The organism is Streptomyces sp. NPDC058697 (assembly GCF_042715345.1).
Lineage (GTDB): Bacteria > Actinomycetota > Actinomycetes > Streptomycetales > Streptomycetaceae > Streptomyces > Streptomyces liliifuscus.
Map to the genome: position 1 here is coordinate 178,243 of NZ_JBHXSU010000002.1, position 20,052 is coordinate 198,294.

Below are 20,052 nucleotides of genomic sequence, written 5' to 3' on the forward strand. Positions count from 1 at the left end.
GCGACGGGTTCTGATGCAGTAGTCGGGGGGTGCGGCCCGGAAGTTCCCGGAGAGATCCAACTACTTTGCGGGGATTGCGAGATGGCCCTGTTTCCCGACTGGGGCGGGCAGCGCTCCGGTGGCGACGCAGTGGTCGAGGTAGCGGAAGACGAGGTCCCGGTCGACGGGCGGGCAGTCGATGCCGCTGCCGTGCAGGCCGGTTGCGACGTTGTCGGCGCGGACCCGCCCCAGGCGCAGTTCAGGCCCGGGCGCCTCGTCGGTGTCCGCGTCCCAGGAGTCGAAGAAGGCAAGCGTGGTCGCCGCCACGCCGGTGACATCGGCGTCACCGAAGACGGAGGAGCGTGGCAGTTCGGCGCGCCACTGCGCCAAGGGCATGCGTCGCAGCGGATAGCCGTACTCCCCCAGCCAGCCGTAGACGTCACTCAGCCGCACCGGGGCGGTAGCGGCGTGGTTGAAGACCGTGGCGGTTGGCGGGCGTTGCCCGAGGCAGAGGTGTACGACGGCCTTGGCGACGTGGTCGACCGGTGTCCAGGTCTCCTCGTCGAAGAGGTCGGGGACGATGCCGGCGGGGACCCCGGCGCGCAGCACGCTCCACAGGAAGTCCCGCTCGTTCACGTAACCGGTGGTGTGCGGGCCGACGATCCGGCCGAGTCGGTGCACGGTGACGGGCAGGCCCCGCTCTGCGGCCTGTTCCAGCAGTCGTTCGGCGGCCCACTTCGACTGCTGGTAGCCGTGCCGGAGTCCGGGGTGAGGTATGAGGAACGCCTCCGGCACCTCAGGAGCGAGGCCGAGGGGCGGGGCGACGGACAGGGTCGAGACGAAGTGCAAGGGGATCGAGCGCGCGGCCGCCATGCGCAACAGGTCTTTGGTGGACTCGGTGTTGGCGGCACGGAGAGTGGCGTACTCACGCATGATGCTGACGGTCGCGCCGTTGTGGACGATCGCGCCGCAGGTGCGGGCGAGTTCGGCGAATTGCGCCTCGCCGAGGCCGAGACGGGGGCGGGTGAGGTCCGCGGGAACCGCCGTGATGCGTTTCCGTGCCGCGTCCGGGAGGTCTATGCGGTGTGTTTCCAGGGCCTGTTGGATGCGGGCGGTGGCCTCTCCGGGGTTCGCGGCACGGACGGTGCAGACGATCTCCGCGTCGGTGCTCGTGAGGAGTTCGGCCAGCAGGTGCACCCCGACGAAGCCGGTGGCGCCCGTGAGCAGGATCCTGTCCCGGTTGCCGCCCGCCCGGGGGCCATCGCCGGGGCGAATGTCCGGATCGAGAACGGTGTCGGAGAGCAGGGCCGCCGGAAGGCCGGAGGCGGCCGACCTCGCCTGGACCCGGGTCTGCTCCTGCTCCTGCTCCTCCAGGAATCTCGCCAACTCGGCAGGCGTCGGGTATTGGAAGAGCCAGGCGACCTTCACCTCGCGGCGCAGTTCGACGCCGAGCCGGTTGGCGACCTGGATGGCCTGGAGCGACTGGGCACCCAGGTCGAAGACGTCGTCCCGCGCGGAGACCGCGGCCGAGCGGAGCACCTGTTGCCAGATGCCGACGATGGTGCCTTGCAGCTCGGTGTCGGACGCGGCTGTCCGAGCGACAGCGGGGTCCGGCGCAGGCCCCGCGAGCGCGTTCCTGTCGATCTTTCCTGAGCTCGTCCGGGGCAGACGGTCCAGGAACTCGAAGCTCGACGGGACCATCGCAGCGGGCAGCGCCGTCCGGAGGTGGTCCCTGATCAGGGCCACGGTCGGTGCGGGCCCGTCCGGGACGACGTGGGCGACCAGGCGTCGTGTCCCGTCGTCCAGCAGCTGTCCGATCACGGCGGCGTCGCGGACTCCCGGGTGGGACAGGAGTGCGCTCTCGACCTCTGCAGGGTGCACGCGATGGCCGCTGATCTTGAACTCGGTGTCCGACCGGCCCAGATAGCGCAACTGCCCGTCGTCACCGATCCGCACCAGGTCGCCGGTGCGGTAGGCGCGGGGCGCTCCGGCTAGCGAATCGAGAGGTGCGAAGCGGGAGGCGTCCGGTATTCGGTCTCCCCGGTAGCCGGCGGCCAAGTTGTCGCCCAGGAGGTGGAGTTCGCCGTCGACGACCGCGGCGCGGGTGCCGGGCAGCGGCAACCCGATGGGGACGTCTCCCGGGGCGAGGGTGGGGTCGTGGAGGTCCGCGACGGTGGCGACCACGGTGGCCTCGGTCGGGCCGTAGGTGTTCAGCAGCCGGACGGAGGTGCCGACGGCTTTGCGCCAGCGGTCGACCCGCTCGGGGAGGGCCGCCTCGCCGCCGATGACGACGGTGCGCACCTCGGCGGGCAGCGCGGCGGTGCCGGTCGAGACGGCGTAGGCCAGTTCGTGCCAGTAGGCCGTGGGCAGGTCGAGGAAGCTGATCCGCAGCCGTGCGCAGGCGTCCAGGAACCCGGGGACCGAGTCGGTCATGTCGTCACTGCGAACGACGAGTGTGGCGCCCGCGCACAGGGTGAGGAAGACCTCCTCGACGCTGGTGTCGAAGTGCAGAGGGGCGAACTGCAGGACGCGGTCCGAACGGTCTGGGCCGTAGCGGTGCGTGGCCCCGGCGACGAAGTGCGCGAGCGCGCGATGGTCGATCTCGACGCCTTTGGGGCGGCCGGTGGAGCCAGAGGTGTGGAGGACATATGCGAGGTCCTCCGGCGCGGGCGCCGTCGGCTGCGAGGTGCCGGGCCCTGGGTGCGGTTCCCCCAGCGCGAGCACGGCATGGTCTGCGTACTCTCCGGCGTGGGCGCCGGCCGTCAGGACGAGCGCGGGCCGGGCGTCGTCCAGTAGTTCCTTCCTCCGCGCCGGGGGCGCCGTCGGGTCGAGCGGGCTGTAGGCGGCTCCGGAGAGCAGGACGCCGAGGATGGCGGTGACCGCGTCGATGCCGCGGGGCAGGGCGACGGTGACCAGGTCGCCGCGGCCGACCCCTCGCCCGGCGAGTCGGCGGGCAAGTTCCCGTGCCGCGCCGAGCAGTTCCGCGTACGTGACGCTGCGCCCGTCGTGCTCGACGGCGATGGATCCGCCGCTGCGGGCGGCATGTTCGGCGATCAGGTCGAGCACCGGACGCACGGGGCCGGGCAGCGGCCCTCCGTCCAGGACGGGCACGGCCTCGCGCGTACGCAGCTCGTCGAGCGCCCGGTCAGGGGCGGCGACGGCCTCCCTCAGCAGGGCGAGCAGTCCTCCCTGGAGTGCGGTGACGTCCGCCTCGTCGTAGAGGTCGGGGTTGGCATCCACGGCGATACGCAGGCCCGCGCCCTCGGAGCGGTCGTAGACGTTGACCGACAGGTCGTCGACGGGCCCCGCGGAGACGTTGTGGACCGTGCTGTGGTGTCCGGCGAAGCGCAGGTCGTACTCGAAGGGCATGATGTTGACGCCCGGGCCGGACAACCGGCGTTGCCCGCCCACGAGTTTGAGGTCGCGTCGCAGTTGTTCGTAGCGGTAGCGCTGGTGCGGCAGTCCGGCGCGGAGCTCGCGGGAGATCCTGGCCGTGAGGTCGCGCAGGCTGTCCGATGGGGTGACCGCGACGCGCAGGGGCAGGATGTTGCGCACCATGCAGGGAACCCGCAGCGATACGGAGCCGAGTCGTCCCATCGCGGGCAGGCTGAGGACGATCTCCGGTGCGCCGGTCGCGTGGTGCAGTTGAGCCGCTGTCACGGCCAGCAGGACCTCGGACCAGGTGACCTTGAGGTCGCGGGCCACGGCACGCAGGGTTTCCGTCTGCGCCGCGTCGAGGTCCACCACCTGTCGGTGGAAGGTGCGCACGGGCAGGGCCGTACGGCCGGCGGGTGTCGCCACAGGTGGTCGGTCCGCGAACCGATCGGCCCAGTAGGCGCGGTCCTTGACGAAGCGGGCCGACTCCCGGTAGGCGCGTTCCTCGTCCCGTACCGAGGCCAGGGTGCCGAAGCCACTGTCGCCCGCCGGCTCGCCCGTCGCCCGGGCCGTGTAGACCTCGGCGACCCGGTGGGCGACCAGCGACAGGCCGAATCCGTCGAGGGCGATGTGGTGCACCCGGTGGTACCAGAGGTACTGCTCCGGGGCGATCCGCAGCAGGGCGTGGCCGAAGAGAGGGCCGCGTGCGAGGTCGACGGGGCGGGCCATGTCCTGGTCCATCCAGGCCAGGGCCGCCGTGTGGGGGTGGGGCTCTTCGGTGAGGTCGGCCGTGTGCAGGCGCCAGTCGACGGCCGGGGCATCCGTCTGCCAGGGCCGGCCTTTGTGGTCGGCGACAAAGGTGACGTTCAGGGCCTCCGTCTCCGCGACCACTTGGTGCAGGGCCGCGTCGAAGGTGGCCGGGTCCACAGGTCCGTCGATGAGTACGTACTCGGCCGTGTTGTAGGCGGGGCTGTCCGCATCGAGCTGCTGGCCGGTCCAGATGCCTTCCTGGGCGGCCAGCAGGGGATGCCGCTCAGCCATGTCTCCCATGCCGTGCTTCGAGTCGTCATGCGGTGGCATGATCCGCTCCCCCCTGGCGTGCGGAGAGCAGCTGCCACCACTGGTCGAACGAGGTGCACTCGGCGAGTTCGATGAAGGTCACCTCCACGCCGGTCTCCCGCCATCGTTCGAGGAGGGTGACGATGCGCAGGGAGTCCAGCCCCGCGTAGAGGGGGTTCTCTTCGAGGTCGACTTCGTCGGGCTGCTGGTAGAGGAACTCCGCCAGGTCCGCGCGGAAGCCCTCCAGCGTGAGGGGAACAGGCATGTCGTCTCTCTCGATAAGTCCTGGTGTCAGGTCAGTTGACCTTGCGGGCCGAGTCGCCCCAGAAGCGGTCGCGCAGTTCGCGGCAGAGGATCTTGCCGCTGGGGTTGCGCGGGACTCTGTCGATGAACTCGTAGCGGGCGGGCAGCTTGAAGCCGGCGAGCTGCGGGACGAGGAACGTGTGCAGGTCGCGGGGGCTGGGCCGTTGCTCGGGCGCGAGTACGACGAAGGCGTGCACGTACTCGCCCCAGCGTTCGTCCGGGGCACCGACGACCACGGCCTCGGCGACGCCGGGGTGGCCTTCCAGGACGTTCTCGATCTCGGCCGGGTAGACGTTCTCGCCGGCGACGAGGATCGCGTCCTTGATGCGGTCGCGGATGAAGATGTAGCCGTCCTCGTCGACGTAACCGGCGTCACCGGTGTGGATCCAGCCGTCGACGAGGGTCTCGGCGGTCTTGTCGGGCAGCCCCCAGTACTCGACCATGCGGGCGGGCGTTGCCAGGCAGACCTCGCCGACCGCGCCCGGCGGCAGTTCACGCCCCTCGCCGTCGATCACCTTGCTGCGCACACCCGGATACGGGTGTCCCGCCGCCTGCATGAGGGGACCGCCGGGGACATGGGCGGCCGGGGGCAGACAGACCGCGGTGTTGCCGGTCTCGGTGAGGCCGTAGATCTGGGCGAACTCGCAGTCGAGGACGGCGAGACTCTCCTCCAGCAGGGCCTCGGAGATCGGGGAGCCGCCGTAGACCGTCTTGCGGAGAGTGGTGAAGTCCTTTGCGCTGACGCCCGGTTCGGTCAGCATCATGCGGAGCATGGCGGGCACCACGCAGGCGGTGGTGATGCCGAGGTCGCGGATGAGGTCGACGGCCTGGGCGGCGGCGAAGGCGCGCATCGCGACGACGGTGGTTCCGGCGTTGAAGTTCTGCGTGGCCCACCACAGGCCGCCGATGTGGAAGCCGGGTATGCCGATCAGGGCGATGTCACCGGCTCGCCAGTCGATCCAGTCCAGTCCCTCGCTCGCCAGGGCGTCGCGGATCGCGAAGAAGCTGCGGTGGGCGAGGACGACGCCCTTGGGCAGTCCGGTCGTGCCGCTCGTGTAGAGCTGGGCGACCGGGGTGTCGGAGGTGACGTCGTGCGGCTTCGGGTCGGTGTCGGGGTGGGATGCTTTCCAGGCCGCGAAGGACTCTCCGAGCGCGACGACCGTCTCGGGTGGCTCGGTCGGCATCTTCTCGACGATCGGCCCGAACTCGTCCTCCAGGAAGAGCAGTCGGGTACCGGAGTCCTGCAGGATGTGGCTGACCTCGGGCGCGGTGAGCCGCCAGTTGACGGGGACCAGGACGGTGCCGCTCTTGGCGCAGCCGAAGAGGATCTCGTAGTAGTGCTCGGACTCCTTGCCGAGGTACGCGACCCGGTCGCCGGGCACGAGTCCGGCGGCCTGGAGGGCGTGGGCGACGCGGTTGCTCTCGCGGTGCAGTTGGTCGTACGTCAGTGTGCGGCCCTCGCAGAGCACGGCCGGGAGGTCCGGTTGGCGCTCGGCATGGTGACCGGTGGTCTGGGCGAGCGTCTTCATGGGCGAACCCTTCGATGGTCAGGGGACGTTGACGAACGCGAGGGCCGCCTCGCCGTCGCAGCGGCCGGATGCCGCGTCCCAGTAGCGGAAAGCGGTGTCGGCGTACAGGAACGGACTGGCGTCGGGCGGGGTGCGACGGGTGACGGACCGGAATTCCATCTCCCCGGAGAATGCACGGGGGTTGACCGGTCGCCGGAAATTCGAGGAGAAACGGGCGATGAGAATGTCCGGGAGCTGGTGTTTGAAGAAGTCGTCCAGCGTCCAGTCGGCGAATCCCGAACCAAGACCGTCCTGCACGGTCTTGGCGACGAGAAAATACATCATCTGGTTGTAGCAGATGTTCACCTCGACGGAATTCAGATGGCCGGTGTCGTCGATGTAGCACGACTCGGATATCTCGAACTCGCAGCGGGCGAATGCACGACCGTCCCTTTCGGTCACGACAGCCGAACGCAGGTACTTGCAGTGCTCCTTGTACGGCGTCAGCACCTGGGCCAGCAGGGCTTCGTCCGTCATACCGCCTTGATCCCGTCGTGCAGCTTGCGCTCGTCGTGCACCGTGACGCGGTAGGAGACGGTCGACTCGGGTGTGGTCGTGTGCCGGGCGCGGTGGATGAGGCTGCGGTTGTCCCAGACCAGCAGGTCGCCCCGCTCGAAGCTCTGCAGGTGGATGTTGCCGTGTTCGAAGGTCTCGTCGAGCTGGCCGGTGGCGTCGAACAGCCGCTTGAGCAGCTCCTCGTCGAGCGGCTGCCCGTCCTGGTCCTCGATGCCGACGGTGAAGCCCTCGCTGATGTAGAGGACCGTCTCGCCGGTCATGGGGTGGGTGAACGTGGTCGGCTGGACGACGGCCGGGGTCTTCCGCTCGACCTCCTCGATGATCTCGGAGATGGGACGGTAGACGTCGTGGGGCCGGATCTTGAAGTACTTGCGCACGGAGTGCCTGCAGTACGTTCCGTCGATTTCCTTCTTGAGATCCTCGGGCAGCCCGTCGTACGCCCGTCCCATGTCTATGAAGTACGTACCGCGGTTCTTATCCGGAACGACCTGAGGGTAGATCAGGGTGATACCGAACGGGTCCGGCATGAACTGGTAGTCGGCATGCCAGAACTTTCCGGTCTTGGGCACGCCTATCTGCTTTCCGTTCTCCGGCACGTTGGAGGAGACGAATATCTCGGTGACCTCCGGGTGCTGGTACATCGGCTCGTAGTAGGTCTCCGGGCGGCCGAGTCGCTTGCCGAGTTCCAGGAACTCCTGAGGAGAGAGGTCCTGGCCCTTCAGGACCGCGATCTTCTTCGTGTAGATGGTGTTCTTGAGGGCGAGGATGTCGGCGGCCGAGGCGGTGGCGTGGTCGAATCCCTCGACCGTCGCGCCGATCGCGGTACCGGGCTGTTCCTTGATCTGCATGGTCTGCATGGGGTGCTGCCTTTCGAGGAGTGGGGAGGAGGAGTGCGGAGGAGGGGTCAGGCGGCCGTTTGCCGGGCGTCGACGAGTCCGGCGAGGTCGCCGAGCGTGAGGTCGGGATGGAGTTCGTCGTCGCCGACCTTCACACCGAGGTCGCGCTCGATGCGGATGCTGATCTCGACCGTCGTCAGCGAGTCGACGTCCAGTTCACCGAGGGTGGCCTCCGGGCGGATCCGGTCCGCGGGAGCGTCGTGCAGCCTCGCGAGGATGCCGGCCAATTGCTCGTAGGTGGTGCTCATGAAGTCGTCCGTTCTCCTTGGTCACAGGGGTCGTGCGGATGGGCCGGCGCGGGCAGCGCGGGCCAGGTCAGGAGGCAGGAGCCCCAGGTGAGGCCGCCTCCGAAGGCGGTCAGCAGCAGCCGGTCGCCAGGTCGCACCACGTGACCGGCGGCCGCGTCGGCCAGGGCGAGCGGGATGGACGCGGCGCCCGTGTTGCCGACCGACTCGACATGGGTCGCACAGCGCTCCCGTGGGAGACCGAGGTCGTCGGCCACCGAGTGCAGGATCCGCAGGTTGGCCTGGTGGGGTACGAAGTGGTCGACGTCGTCGATCTTCCAGCCGGCCCGGGACAGCGTGGCGCGCGCCGACTCGGCCATGCGTGTCACCGCGTGGCGGTAGACCTCCTTGCCGCGCATGGCGAAGTGCCGGTCCTGGCGGCTGGGTTCGCCCGGTCGGGAGCGCTGCCGGGAGCCGCCGGCCGCGACCATGATCAGGTCATCGTGGTCGCCGTCGCTGCCGAGGTCGAAGTGACCGACCGCGCCCGGCTCGTCGGGATGACCGGCACGCAGGACGACGGCTCCGGCGCCGTCTCCGAAGATGATCGCGTTGGCCCGGTCCAGCGGGTCCACGATCGTGGAGTAGGTCTCCGCGCCGATGAGCAGGACGCGTTCGGCCACGCCGGCCGCGATCAGTCCGGCGGCCGAGGCGAGTCCGTAGACGAATCCGGTGCACACCGCGCTGATGTCGAAGGCGGCCGCCCCCGTGAGACCGAGTCGCGCGGCGACCACGGGCGCCGTGGCCGGGCAGGTGTGGTCCGGGGTCGCGGTGGCGACGACGACGGCGTCGACCGTGTCGGTCGCGGCGGAGGCGAGTGCCCGGCGGCCTGCTTCGACAGCCAGGTCGGAGGTCGCCTGTCCGGGGTCGACGACGTGCCGCCGGCGGATCCCGGTCCGGGTGCGGATCCATGCGTCGTCGGTGTCCAGCCGTCGCGCGAGGTGCTCGTTGGTCACCACGCGGGACGGCACCCATCCGGCCAGCCCGCACAGGACGGCGGCCGGAGGAGCGGAGGGACCGGCGGCGGTAGAGGACATGGGTTCTCCTGGCATGACGGAGGACGGCACCGGGCAGCCCGGGCGCTGGAACGGAGGTCGAGAACGGGAGTCGGGAGGACAGGAACGGCAGGGAACGGCAGGAAGGAGGGAAGGAAGGAAAGAAGGGCCTAGGGACCGCTGGTCCCGGTCGTCCTGCGGAGGGCGAGCAGCGCGAGCGCACAGCAGCCGATACCGGCCGCGATCGCGAAGACCGCGGTACGGATGCCGTCGAGGAGACCGGGGCCGGAGACGTTCTGCCCCACGCCGCCGGCGACGGCGACCAGGACGGCGAGGCCCACCGCGCCGCCCACCTGAAGGGTGGTCGACGCCAGTCCCGAGGCGATGCCCTGGTCACCGGGGGCCACTCCGGCGGACGCGGCGATCCACATCCCGGTCCACGCGGCTCCCTGCCCGAGACCCAGCAGCACGATCCCCGGCAACAGCGCGGGATATGAGCCGTCCGAGGTGAGTCCCAGACCGAGGGCCGCGGCTCCGGCTGCGCCGAGCGCCATCCCGCCCACCAGCATGCGGCGCATACCGAAGGCGGACACGGCCCGTTCGCCGACCTGCGTGCCGACGGCGACCACCACGGCGGGTACGAGGAAGGCGAGCCCGGTCGCGACCGGGCTGTAGCCATGGACGGTCTGGAAGTACAGCGTCAGGAAGTACGGCACCGAGCTGAACGTGGCACCGAACAGAGCGGTCACCCCCATGGCCACGAGCAGGCCGCGGTGGGCGAACAGCCGTGCCGGTACGAGCGGATCGCGGGATCGCCTCTCCACGACGGCGAAGAGCGCCAGCAACCCGACGGACAGCACCGCGCTCACCAGGGCCGAGGGAGTGTCCCAGCCCTCCGCGGGAGCCTGTACCAGAAGGAACACCAGGAGCGTGATCCCGCCCGTCGCGGTCAGCGCGCCCGCCACGTCAAAGCGCCGCGAACGGTCCCACGGTCCGTCCGCCGGGAAGAGCGACCACCCGGCAACCGCGAGAGCTCCGGCCACGGGCACGTTGACGAAGAACACCGATGACCAGCCGAAGGCTTCCACCAGGACCCCGCCGAGCAGGGATCCGAAGCACAGCCCGCCGGCTCCCGCCGCTCCCCAGACCGCCAACGCGCGGTTACGGTCGGGCCCTTCGTCGTACATGGTGCTGATCAGGGACAGCGTCGCCGGGAACAGCAGGGAGCCGCCGATGCCCTGAACCGCCCTGACGGCGATCAGCATGCCGGGGGTCTCCGACAGGCCGCCCACGAGGGACGACCCCGCGTACAGCAGTGCCGCGAGGACGAACATCCGGCGCCGGCCGAGCAGGTCCGCGGCCCGGCCGCCCAGTAGCAGGAAGCCTCCCGTGGCGACGACGTAGGCGCTCACCACCCACTGCAGGTCGTGGTCGGAAAAGCCAAGCCCGGCACCGATGTCGGGCAGCGCAACATACACGATGTTGTAGTCGAGCGAGATGACGAGCTGCCCCAACGCCAGAACAACCAGGGGAAGTCCAAGTGGCTTTCGGAGCGGCGTCTTCACCGGCTGTTTCGCGTTCGCGGACATCATCGATCACCCCCCTCAGGATGGAAATACCCGGAATTCCCGCAGGGAGAATTCCAGCAGGTCGATCATTTTCAGTCACGGTAGCAGCACGGATCCGGCTTGTGAATGGCCAACTTCTCCTGTGGCATTGCGCATTCACGGAATATCAGGGCAGCACTGGAACCCGGCAGTCGAAAACTGCCGGTCGAGAAGAACCAGGGATTTACCGCGTTACTTCACCCGCGTCAGCCCTCCCCCATGAGCCGACGAATCTCGTTCATCAGGGCGACCAGCGCCCGGCGTTCAGGAACAGTGGTCTCCGGATGCCAGAGGTCGATGAGCAGGCAGGTCCGCGGGCGAGTACCGTCATTGCGTGCTTCATGCTCGAAGGAGTAGTCGAAGAGCAGGCACTTCCCCTCTTTCCAGGAGCGCGTCTCTCCGGCAACCGTGATGCTGCACCCGTCAGGGATGTCCACGGCGAGATGCAGGTTGATGCTGAAGTTCCACAGGTCGCAGTGGGGTTCAATGGCAGCGCCCGGCAACAGCGTGGAAAAATGGCATTCCAGGAGAGGACATAGCTTCTCCGTGTCGACGGCCACGTCTTTCAATACCTGATAGGCGGTGGGAGTCGTGGCGGCCGAATCCTCGACGAGGCTTCCTTTGCGGAAGAGGTAGAGGGCCTGCCAGTTCTCCTGGCGGGTCAGATAGTGCTCGTAGTCCGAGAACGCCTCCCGGCGCGCCGCCCATGCGTCATTGAGCTCTTTCTTGATCGCCTGATGACTCGCCTCCAGTTCATGGACGACGGGGGCCAGTTCGGCGTAGGCGTAGGGATCGTGCCAGGGAGTGGCGGAGAGCCCCGGCATGATCCACTTGGCTCCCTTCTGCAGCGGATGCCGTTCGCTGCCGCCCGGCTCCAGCATCTGCTCGACCCGCGTGATCGATTGCGCACCGAACTCGGCTCTGATCGCTGCGAAGGCGTTCTCTATCTCTGGTGTCATACGGTTCTCCGGAGCTCAGCGGCCGGGGTCAGGTCGGGGATGCGGTCGCGGCCTGGCGATCACGGGGTGGCGGCCGGCGTCCGGAGCACCGTGCCCCGGCGCTCGAACTCCACGATCGACTCCGTGTAGGTGGCGGCGGCGCTTCCCAACTCACGTTCCAGCAGCCACAGGGCGCCGTCGATACCGGAGGAGACTCCTCCGGCCGTCACCAGGTCACCGTCGTCGACGACTCTCTGATCCACGACCCGGGCTCCCTGTTGGGCGAGATAGCTCCTGGCCAGGTGGTGCGTGGTACACGTCCGGCCCGCGGTCAGACCGGCGGCGGACAGCACGATCACTCCCGTGCAGATGCCGAGGACCGTCACTCCGGCTTCATGCGCCGCGTGCAGGGCCGACGGCAGCTCTCCTTTGCCGATTTCCGCCCAGACACCGGGGCCGTCTCGCCGGCCGAAGCCACCGCCGGGTACGACGACCAGATCGGCGTCGTGCGGGGACCAGGCCGCTGCCGCCACCTTCGTGCCGAAGCTGTAGGTCACCTCGGCCGCCTCCCCGCCGGTCACCAGCTTCACCGTCACCGGATGGGCCCGGGCGGCCACGGAGAAGACCTCGAACGGGCCGAAGACGTCCAGCTCTTCCACTCCGTCGAAGGTGACGACGTGGACGCGCAGTGGTGCTTCACCTCTGCCACCGCGAGAGCCCCCAGGGGCTGCCGCGTGGGCTGCACCGGCCGCGAGCCGGGTCGTCGAGAGAGCACCGACCGCCACCGCCGAGGACTGCAACAGACGTCTTCGCTCCACGTGTGCCGAACCACCTTCGCCCGAAGTTCCGCGCCCCGACCCGTCGACGACCTCACGTGGTGGTCAGCGGTGTCGAGCCGCGCTGTCGAACCAGTAGTCGGTCGCCGACGGGCTCGAGTTCCCGTGTCCTCGGGCCAATTTCCTTTGCTGCGGCGGCACTTGAGGGAAGGCGGCAGCGGCGTCACACGGTCGCCGACGCCGGCGTACTCCGAGGTTGCCCTCTCCCAGGGTCGGCACCACGAACAAGTAGTCGTGCCGACGGATCGTGGAGTTCCCGTGTTCGGGCAGCTTCTTGCTTCAGCCGCGCCTGCGGAAGCGCGGACGGACGCTCACCACGCCGCGGCCTCCGCGGTGCGACGGCCGCGGACCCGAGACCGCCGACTCCACCAGGAGATGGAGCAGCCCGCTCAGCAGCAGTCCCGCGGCGCAGCCCAACAGGGCTCCGGGCAGGCCGGCCACCACGGAGCCCAGCCAGGCGTAACCGCCCGCCAACACCATCAGGGTGGCTGCGCCCAAGGGCCAGGCACCGTCGATCCGTGGCCGGCGATGCTCGGCTCGAACGGCCTCCTGCTCCCACGGCCAACTCCGCGGTGTCCCTGCCTTCGACTCCCGCGCGTGCCCCAGCATGTTGCCCCCTCCCCACCACGGTCCGCGCAGTTCCGCGACCGCGTTCGTTCCGGGCTTCGGAAGCGTCCTTCCCCGCCACCACCGGAGGGAACCGGTCGCCTCGGCAAGAGCCGGGAACCAGCCGGGCCCGCGCCACGACCACTGACACATGGAGCCGAGAAGCCTGATGCGTGTGATGCGCCGGACGCGGAACACGCCCTTGGCAAACGCCTTGCGGGCCGTCGCGGCGCCGGTGGCTGCCTCCTGCGGTGCGCTGGCCCTGCTGGTGGCCTACACCGCGACCGGCGCGGCAGGCGATCCGCCGCCCAGGATCACGGTCGTCGACGCGCGCGTCATCGCGGTACCCGCGGGCTCGGATTCCACCGCCGCCTACTTCGAGGTCCGCAACACCGGCTCGACGAAGGACACGCTGCTGTACGCGGACTCGACGGAGCTGGGCATCAGCGTGCTCCGCCGTACGGTGCGCCGCACCGGGACCGGGCGTACGGATCCCGTATGGGCTGTCGACGTTCCGGCGGGAGGCACGGTACGCATGGCCCCGGGCGGGCTCGGCGTCGTGATCCTGGACCCGCCTGTCCTCAAGGCCGGGCAGACGGTCCCGTACACCCTGTGGTTCCGTCAGAGCGGGAGGGTGGTCGTCCGGGCGACGGTGACCGAGGGTGCGCGGTGAGACCCGGCAGCCAGTGGCGGCCGGAGAGCGGGAGGGGTGCCGGTGTCCCGGGTGAGCGGTGACACCGGCACCCCTTCCGTCAGGCGGCCGCGGTGGCCGGGACGGCCGACTGGTCGGCCTCGGCGAGGAGTTCGACGAGGGTCGCCCTGGCCCGTGCCACCCGCGAGCGGATCGTCCCGACGGGACAGCCGATGGCCTCGGCGGCCTCCTCGTAGGGCAGCCCTGCCAACTGGGTGAGAACGAACGCCTGGCGGCGCTCGGGAGGCAGCGTGTCCAGCAGGTCGAGCAGCACCACACCGTCGTCGAAGCCGAGCAGACCGCTGGGCTGGGCCTGCTCGGCCCGTGCTGCCCAGTCGTCCGTGCCACTCAGCCGTGGCCGGGTCGCGGCGTACCGCAGGCTGTCGACCACCGTGCGGCGCGCGATGGACAGCAGCCATGTACGCGCCGACGAACGCCCCTCGAACCGGTGCAGGCTGCCGAGCGCCCGCAGGAACGTGTCCTGCGTCAGGTCGTCGGCGAGTTGGCGATCGGAGGAGAGGCGGGTGATGTAGCGGACGACGTCGGGATGCAGGGCCCGCACGAACCGGTCGACGGCGTCGGGGTCTCCACCGCGGGCGGCCAGCGCCCAGGCGGTGGCCGAGTCGTCACGCGATGACTTTGCGCCGTACTCGGACGTCACTTGGTGCCCCGCGTCGCGCGTCGTGCGCGAGGCGGGCAGGACAGGAGTGATCACCTGTTGTGTCCTTCTCGGGTTGTCCGGGATCCGGCACGGCGGCGCGAGCGACCGCGCACGGGCACTCCGGGCGCGGTGCGCCGCTGAGGAGACATCCCGGAACGGGAGGGAAGTGGGATGGGGCCGTACGACGTGAACGACCCGTGCCCGAAGGCCCTGTCCCCTGTTCTGGCGCCGACGGTACGGCGCATGAGGGTGGCCTCGGGGAACCAGCTGTCTCAGGCGACAGCGATCCCGGCCGGAGGCCCCCGAGAAATGATCGTGTGGGCGAGCAGCAGCCTCGGCACCCGCTCCGAACGCTCGCTCGCCGGCCGCGGGCGCGGCCGGAGCGGCGGGGCGGGAAGAGCCAGCGCTGTCGGCAGCCGCAGCGGAGCGGCCAGCCATCCCGCGACGGCCCGCAGGACACGGAACGCGGCCCGCTCGCCGTGGGCCAGCCACAGACCGCTCAGCAGGGCGGCCAGAGTGTGGGCGGCCAGCATGCCGAGCGACGACGTGCCACCCATGTCGTGAGCCATGTGGCCCAAGTGCCCCGCATGCGCCGAAGGGCCCATGTCCATGGAGCCCATGTCCATTGCGTCCATGGACATGGAACCCATGGAGCCCGTGGAGCCCGTGGAGCCCGTGGACATGACGCTCGTGGCACCCACGTGGTGCGCCACGGAGTCCGTACCGGATGATCCCGATACCGCCGACTGGGCCAGCGAGAAGGCCGAGTGGAGGGCACCCTGGGTGAGGACGACGGCGGAGACCACCAGAGGGAGGCCGCGTTCACGGCCCGCCAGAGTCCAGCCGACGGCACTCGTGGCGACGAAGCCGGCGGACATCGTCCACGAGGGCACTGCGGAGTCCGACATCAGTACGTGACCGAGGGCCGCGAGCAGCACGCAGACGGCCGCGAACACCGCGGCCCGAACCGTGCGAACACCCCACCCTGCAGTCATGACGGCCTCATCCTTGCATCCGGGCCTCGCTCGTCACAGGTGGTACGCACAACACCCTGGCCTGCCACTCAACCGCAAATCAGTGATACAGGACACACCGATGCGCCGGAACTCGATGGGTGCCCCCGCCGACTTCTGAGAGTGGGGAGGTCACGTTCCGTCCTGGCCCGGGCGGACGACGACCGCGGGATACTTCACGGCTCCGCTGCGCTCGAAGTGCAGCGTGAACGTGACGAGATCTCCGAACTGCCAGTCCGGATCGGCCGGCACGATCACGTCGAGGCCGAACGGGGACATGGCGACACTGGCACCTGCCGGGACGGCCACCGAGTCCACCGTCTGCGAAGAGGCCGAACTCGTGCCGGTCATCCGGTGACGGCTGAGGGAGGTCGCACCGTCGACCGCGGTGGAGGTCACCTTCAGCAGCCGGTCCGCCGAGCCCCCGTTGTTGGTGATCCGGAAGAAGGCCGCCGTCTCCGGGGTGTCGCCGGAGGGCAGGAAAACCCGGCCCTCGGTGACCGTGATCCGGGCCGGGCTGCCCGCGTTGCCGTAGGCGGCCCACATGCTCAGACCGCCGAGGGCAAGGACACACGCCGCCACGGGCACTAGCGCGGCGAGCAGGGTGTCGGTGAGCCGACGGCGGGAGGGCCGCCAGGTGCCTTCGGTCGTCGGACGGGTCGTTGGACCAGTCATCGGGTCGGTCATTGGATTGGTCATCGCGTCGGTCATCGCGTCGGTCTCCGGACGGGCGAGGGCTGCCAGGCGCGCAGCCGCAGGCTGTTGGCCACGACGAGCACCGAACTGGCCGACATGGCCGCGGCGGCGACCATCGGGTTGAGCAGGCCCACCATGGCGAGCGGCACGGTGACGACGTTGTAGCCGAAGGCCCAGACGAGGTTGACCCGGATCGTGCCCAGTGTGCGCCGGGCGAGCCTGACCGCGTCCGCGAGGGCTTCGATGTCACCGCGCACCAGCGTGACGTCAGCGGCCCCGATGGCGACGTCGGTGCCGGTGCCCATGGCGATGCCCAAGTCGGCCCCGGCCAGCGCGGCGGCATCGTTCACGCCGTCGCCGACAACCGCAACCCGATAGCCCTGTTCCTGCAGATCCAGTACGAGGTCGGCCTTGTCCTCGGGCGTGCGGCGGGCGTGCACCTCGTCGATGCCCAACGCGTCCGCGACGGCCCGGGCGGGCGCCTCGCGGTCGCCGGTGGCGAGCACGGACCGCACACCGAGGCTCCGAAGCCATTCGACAGCCCGGTAGCTGCCGGGCCGTACGACGTCACCGATCTCGATCAGGGCCTCTGCCGTGCCGTCCACGCGCACCAGTACGGGCGTGTGGGCGGCGGCCTCGGCCACCGGCAGGGCCTCCGCGAGCGCTGCGGGCAACTCGTCGTCCGGGGCGAGGACTTCGACCAGCCGCCCCTCCACCCGGCCACGCACTCCCCGCCCCGGCAGGGTACTGAACCCGCTCACGTCCGGCAGCCGCTCCTCGCGCAACTCCCGCCTGGCGTACGCGGAGACGGCCCGCCCCAGCGGGTGTTCGGAGCCCTGCTCGACGGCACCGGCCAGCCGCAGCACCGTGTCCCGGCCGAGCCCGTCCGGTACGGCTGTGACCCGGGCGACGCTCATATGGCCGGAGGTGAGCGTGCCGGTCTTGTCGAGGACGACGGCGTCGATGTGCTGAAGCCCCTCCAGGGCCTGCGGTCCGGTGACAAGGACACCCAGTTGGGCACCCCGTCCGGTCGCGGCCATCAACGCGGTCGGGGTCGCGAGGCCCAGCGCACACGGGCAGGCCACGACCAGGACGGCCACACAGGCCGTGATCGCCGCCTGCGGATCGGCTCCTGCGCCGAGCCAGAACCCGAGTGCCGTGACGGCCAGCGCCAGCACGACAGGCACGAAGACACCGGCGACGGAGTCGGCCAGCCGCTGCGCCCGCGCCTTGCCGGCCTGAGCCTCCGTCACCAGCCGCGTGATACGGGCGAGCTGTGTGTCGGCGCCGACCGCGGTGGCCCGTACGAGCAGCAGCCCGCCGGAGTTGACGGCCCCGCCGACCACCGCGGAGCCCGGACCGACCTCGACCGGCTCACTCTCGCCGGTGACCAGGGACAGGTCCACGGCGGAACTGCCCTCCGTCACCTCCCCGTCGGTGGCGACCCGCTCTCCCGGCCGCACGACGAAGACCTGCCCGGCCCTCAACTCCTCGATGGGGATCAGCCGTTCGGCACCGCCCTCCCGTACGGAGACCTTCTTGGCGGCGAGTTGGGCGAGCGACCGCAGCGCCTCCCCGGTCCCGCGCCGGGCCCGTGCTTCCAGGAACCGTCCGGCCAGCACGAACAGCGGTACTCCCACGGCCGCTTCGAGGTAGATGTGCGCGACGCCGTCCGAGGCGCTCGGCACGAGCGTGAACGGCATCCGCATCCCGGGATCGCCCGCTCCCCCGAGGAACAGGGCGTACGCCGACCAGGAGAAGGACGCCACCACACCCAGCGACACGAGGGTGTCCATGGTCGCCGCGGAGTGCCGCAGCCCTCGTACGGCCCGCGTGTGGAAGGGCCAGGAACTCCACACGGCGACGGGCGCGGTGAGCACGAAGCACAGCCACTGCCAGTTGCGGAACTGGAGATCGGGCACCATGGACAACACGAGCACCGGCACCGCGAGCAGCGCCGTGGTCAGCAGACGATCGCGCTCCTGCCGAGCCTCGTCGGACTCCGCGTCCCCCTCCCCCTCCCCGTCCTCACGCCGCTGCTGCTTCGGCGGCTCGGGCAGGGCGGCCGTGTAGCCGGCCTTCTCGACCGTCGCGACCAGTTCCTCGGCGCTGATCTGCGACGGATGGCTCACCCGGGCCCGCCCAGTGGCCAGATTGACGGTCGCCGTGACCCCGTCCAACTTGGCGAGCTTCTTCTCGACCCGGTTCACGCAGGCCGCACAGGTCATGCCGCCGACGGCCAGATCGGTCGTCACCAGGGCGACCACCGGCTCGGCGCTCATCCGTTGCCTCCCCCGCGCATGTCCATGTCGCCCATCTCCCCCATGTCCCCGCTCCCGCCGGTCCCGCCGCCGGGGGTGTCGCTGGTGCCGTGCATACCCGGCGCGACAGGGCCGCTGGCGACCCCGGTGGCGTAGGACGCAGCGAAAATCAGGGCCAGCAGCAAGAGGAAGCCGCAGAGCGCGGGCGGGGGTGCCACTTTCCGCAGGACCGCACCCACACCCAAGAAGGAAGCTTGCCGGGACTCGTCCATCAACCGCGTCTCCAGGTCACGTCGTACGGCGTCACTCGGATCGCGCCGTACCAACCCAGTAGTCGGACCGACCGGCGGCCCAGTTCCGGAGCATTTGGGTGGCGCGCGTCACACGAGAGACGTCCGTGCCATACGCCACGCCGGAAGACAGCCCAGCGCGCCGAAGATCCATGCGACGCCTGTACGGCGGCAGCAGGGGTCAAAAGACGCTCAACTTGCTCTCCGTTGAGGGGGTCAACGTCGGAGCCGATTGTGTGATCCGTCATGGTCACTGCTGTCGCACTGTCTTCTTCCGTACTTCAGTGCGCACCTTCATCCTGACTCCCAAGGGGAGGAGATCGCGTGCCGAACGAGGGACGTGTGACGCGCCGCCAGGGCCTGAGGGCCGGGGCGGCCGCCGCCATTGCCGTGCCACTGCTCGCCACGGCGAGGTCTACGCCGCCTGCCGAGGCCGACGAGTATGTGCCGGCTCTGAACGTGATGACGTACAACGTGCGCTTCGCGAGCGCGACAGGCGTCCACCGCTGGCCCGTGCGCCGCCCGGTGATGCGGGAGTTGCTGCGACGGGAGAGACCTCACGTCATCGGCACCCAGGAGGGTCTCTATCGGCAGCTGCGGAAGATAGAGAAGGACATCGGTCCGCACTACGACTGGCTCGGCACCGGGAGCGGGGGCGGCCGCAAGGACGAGTTCATGGCGGTCTTCTACGACACCCGACGGCTGGCTCCGGTCGGGTTCGACCACTTCTGGCTCTCCGACACGCCGGATGCGATCGCCTCCAACACCTGGGGGGCCTACTTCCCGCGCATGGTGACGTGGGTCCGTTTCAGCGATCTGAGCGACGGCGGCCGGGAGTTCTACGTCCTCAACACCCACCTGGACCATGTGAGCCAGTACGCCCGCGAACGCTCCGCCGACCTGATCAGTAAGACGATCGCCGGGTTCGACCGCTCCTTACCGGTCGTGGTGACCGGCGACTTCAACGCCGCGGCCCACGGCAACGCCGTCTACGACACAATGCTCGCCGCCGGACTCGTGGACACCTGGGACACGGCGGGCGCGCGCGGCCCGCTGTACAAGACCTTCAACAACTTCCAGCCGGCGGTGCCCGGCGGCAGACGCATCGACTGGATACTCACCAGCCCCGGGGTGACCACACACTGGGCGCAGATCAACACATTCTCGAAGGACGGCCAGTTCCCGAGCGATCACCTGCCAGTGCAAGCCGCGTTGACCCTGGGATGAGTCGGCTCACGCCGGCACGGTTGGGTCGAGGCTCCCGCGACAGCCCACACCGTCGGGCCGGTTTGGGGTGATCCAGCGCGGGGCGCGCCGGCCAACCTGTATCAGACCAGGGCGTCGTGTTCGGCGCGGGCACGGTCGTCGCGGTCGGCGGGATGCCAGTGCAGGTCGCGGATGCCGGGTTCCTGCTCGCCGGTGAGTTGGACGCGATACGGCCCGGCTCCTGCGTGGCGTTTCCGAATCTGCTCGACCTCCTC

18 protein-coding genes are annotated in these 20,052 nt (G+C 69.9%); 2 read left to right on the forward strand and 16 right to left on the reverse strand.

Annotated features, from left to right (window positions below; genetic code table 11):
- Window positions 1-60: 60 nt before the first annotated feature.
- The 11 genes from ACFWXQ_RS05375 to ACFWXQ_RS05425 form a co-directional block, all read right to left on the reverse strand.
- Window positions 61-4,395, reverse strand: a complete 4,335-nt coding sequence (locus ACFWXQ_RS05375) for an amino acid adenylation domain-containing protein (RefSeq protein ID WP_386267793.1) — start codon at window positions 4,393-4,395, stop codon at window positions 61-63.
- 25 nt (window positions 4,396-4,420) lie between these two features.
- Complete coding sequence (locus ACFWXQ_RS05380; protein WP_383947493.1) at window positions 4,421-4,678, reverse strand: phosphopantetheine-binding protein; 258 nt, start codon at window positions 4,676-4,678, stop codon at window positions 4,421-4,423.
- A 31-nt stretch (window positions 4,679-4,709) separates the two neighbouring features.
- Window positions 4,710-6,245: a long-chain-fatty-acid--CoA ligase gene (locus ACFWXQ_RS05385; protein WP_383947496.1), complete on the reverse strand. Its 1,536-nt coding sequence runs from the start codon at window positions 6,243-6,245 to the stop codon at window positions 4,710-4,712.
- A gap of 18 nt (window positions 6,246-6,263) precedes the next feature.
- On the reverse strand, window positions 6,264-6,761 hold the full coding sequence (locus tag ACFWXQ_RS05390) for an FcoT family thioesterase (RefSeq protein ID WP_383947499.1): 498 nt from the start codon (window positions 6,759-6,761) through the stop codon (window positions 6,264-6,266).
- Complete coding sequence (locus tag ACFWXQ_RS05395; protein WP_383947512.1) at window positions 6,758-7,648, reverse strand: TauD/TfdA dioxygenase family protein; 891 nt, start codon at window positions 7,646-7,648, stop codon at window positions 6,758-6,760. Before ACFWXQ_RS05395 ends, ACFWXQ_RS05390 begins: the two co-directional genes overlap by 4 nt.
- A gap of 56 nt (window positions 7,649-7,704) precedes the next feature.
- Window positions 7,705-7,944 (reverse strand): acyl carrier protein, encoded by a 240-nt coding sequence (locus ACFWXQ_RS05400; protein ID WP_383947501.1) that lies wholly within the window; start codon window positions 7,942-7,944, stop codon window positions 7,705-7,707.
- A complete protein-coding gene (locus ACFWXQ_RS05405; RefSeq protein ID WP_386267590.1) occupies window positions 7,941-9,014 on the reverse strand; it encodes a beta-ketoacyl-ACP synthase III in 1,074 nt (357 codons plus the stop codon). The genes ACFWXQ_RS05400 and ACFWXQ_RS05405 overlap by 4 nt, the downstream gene beginning before the upstream one ends.
- A 128-nt stretch (window positions 9,015-9,142) precedes the next feature.
- Complete coding sequence (locus ACFWXQ_RS05410) at window positions 9,143-10,561, reverse strand: MFS transporter (protein WP_383957405.1); 1,419 nt, start codon at window positions 10,559-10,561, stop codon at window positions 9,143-9,145.
- Window positions 10,562-10,785: 224 nt separating this feature from the next.
- Window positions 10,786-11,538: an aspartyl/asparaginyl beta-hydroxylase domain-containing protein gene (locus ACFWXQ_RS05415; protein ID WP_386267592.1), complete on the reverse strand. Its 753-nt coding sequence runs from the start codon at window positions 11,536-11,538 to the stop codon at window positions 10,786-10,788.
- A 59-nt stretch (window positions 11,539-11,597) separates the two neighbouring features.
- Window positions 11,598-12,335, reverse strand: a complete 738-nt coding sequence (locus ACFWXQ_RS05420) for a DJ-1/PfpI family protein (RefSeq protein WP_386267594.1) — start codon at window positions 12,333-12,335, stop codon at window positions 11,598-11,600.
- 297 nt (window positions 12,336-12,632) lie between these two features.
- Window positions 12,633-12,851, reverse strand: coding sequence for a hypothetical protein (locus tag ACFWXQ_RS05425; protein ID WP_383957292.1), 219 nt, complete (start codon window positions 12,849-12,851; stop codon window positions 12,633-12,635).
- Between the two features lie 310 nt (window positions 12,852-13,161).
- Here ACFWXQ_RS05425 and ACFWXQ_RS05430 point away from each other — a divergent pair, with 310 nt between their 5' ends.
- The gene (locus ACFWXQ_RS05430; RefSeq protein ID WP_383957294.1) at window positions 13,162-13,632 is read left to right on the forward strand and encodes a copper chaperone PCu(A)C; all 471 of its coding nucleotides are present in this window, start codon (window positions 13,162-13,164) and stop codon (window positions 13,630-13,632) included.
- A gap of 79 nt (window positions 13,633-13,711) precedes the next feature.
- On the opposite strand, the gene ACFWXQ_RS05435 is transcribed toward ACFWXQ_RS05430, so the two are convergent.
- The 5 genes from ACFWXQ_RS05435 to ACFWXQ_RS05455 form a co-directional block, all read right to left on the reverse strand.
- The gene (locus ACFWXQ_RS05435; protein ID WP_383957295.1) at window positions 13,712-14,365 is read right to left on the reverse strand and encodes a sigma-70 family RNA polymerase sigma factor; all 654 of its coding nucleotides are present in this window, start codon (window positions 14,363-14,365) and stop codon (window positions 13,712-13,714) included.
- Between the two features lie 218 nt (window positions 14,366-14,583).
- The gene (locus tag ACFWXQ_RS05440; protein WP_383950191.1) at window positions 14,584-15,306 is read right to left on the reverse strand and encodes a hypothetical protein; all 723 of its coding nucleotides are present in this window, start codon (window positions 15,304-15,306) and stop codon (window positions 14,584-14,586) included.
- A gap of 150 nt (window positions 15,307-15,456) precedes the next feature.
- A complete protein-coding gene (locus ACFWXQ_RS05445) occupies window positions 15,457-15,999 on the reverse strand; it encodes a copper chaperone PCu(A)C (protein WP_383950194.1) in 543 nt (180 codons plus the stop codon).
- A gap of 32 nt (window positions 16,000-16,031) precedes the next feature.
- Window positions 16,032-18,302 (reverse strand): heavy metal translocating P-type ATPase, encoded by a 2,271-nt coding sequence (locus tag ACFWXQ_RS05450; RefSeq protein ID WP_383950196.1) that lies wholly within the window; start codon window positions 18,300-18,302, stop codon window positions 16,032-16,034.
- Window positions 18,299-18,553: a hypothetical protein gene (locus tag ACFWXQ_RS05455; RefSeq protein WP_383950199.1), complete on the reverse strand. Its 255-nt coding sequence runs from the start codon at window positions 18,551-18,553 to the stop codon at window positions 18,299-18,301. Before ACFWXQ_RS05455 ends, ACFWXQ_RS05450 begins: the two co-directional genes overlap by 4 nt.
- A 342-nt stretch (window positions 18,554-18,895) precedes the next feature.
- Here ACFWXQ_RS05455 and ACFWXQ_RS05460 point away from each other — a divergent pair, with 342 nt between their 5' ends.
- Window positions 18,896-19,798, forward strand: coding sequence for an endonuclease/exonuclease/phosphatase family protein (locus ACFWXQ_RS05460; RefSeq protein ID WP_383950202.1), 903 nt, complete (start codon window positions 18,896-18,898; stop codon window positions 19,796-19,798).
- Window positions 19,799-20,052: the final 254 nt, after the last annotated feature.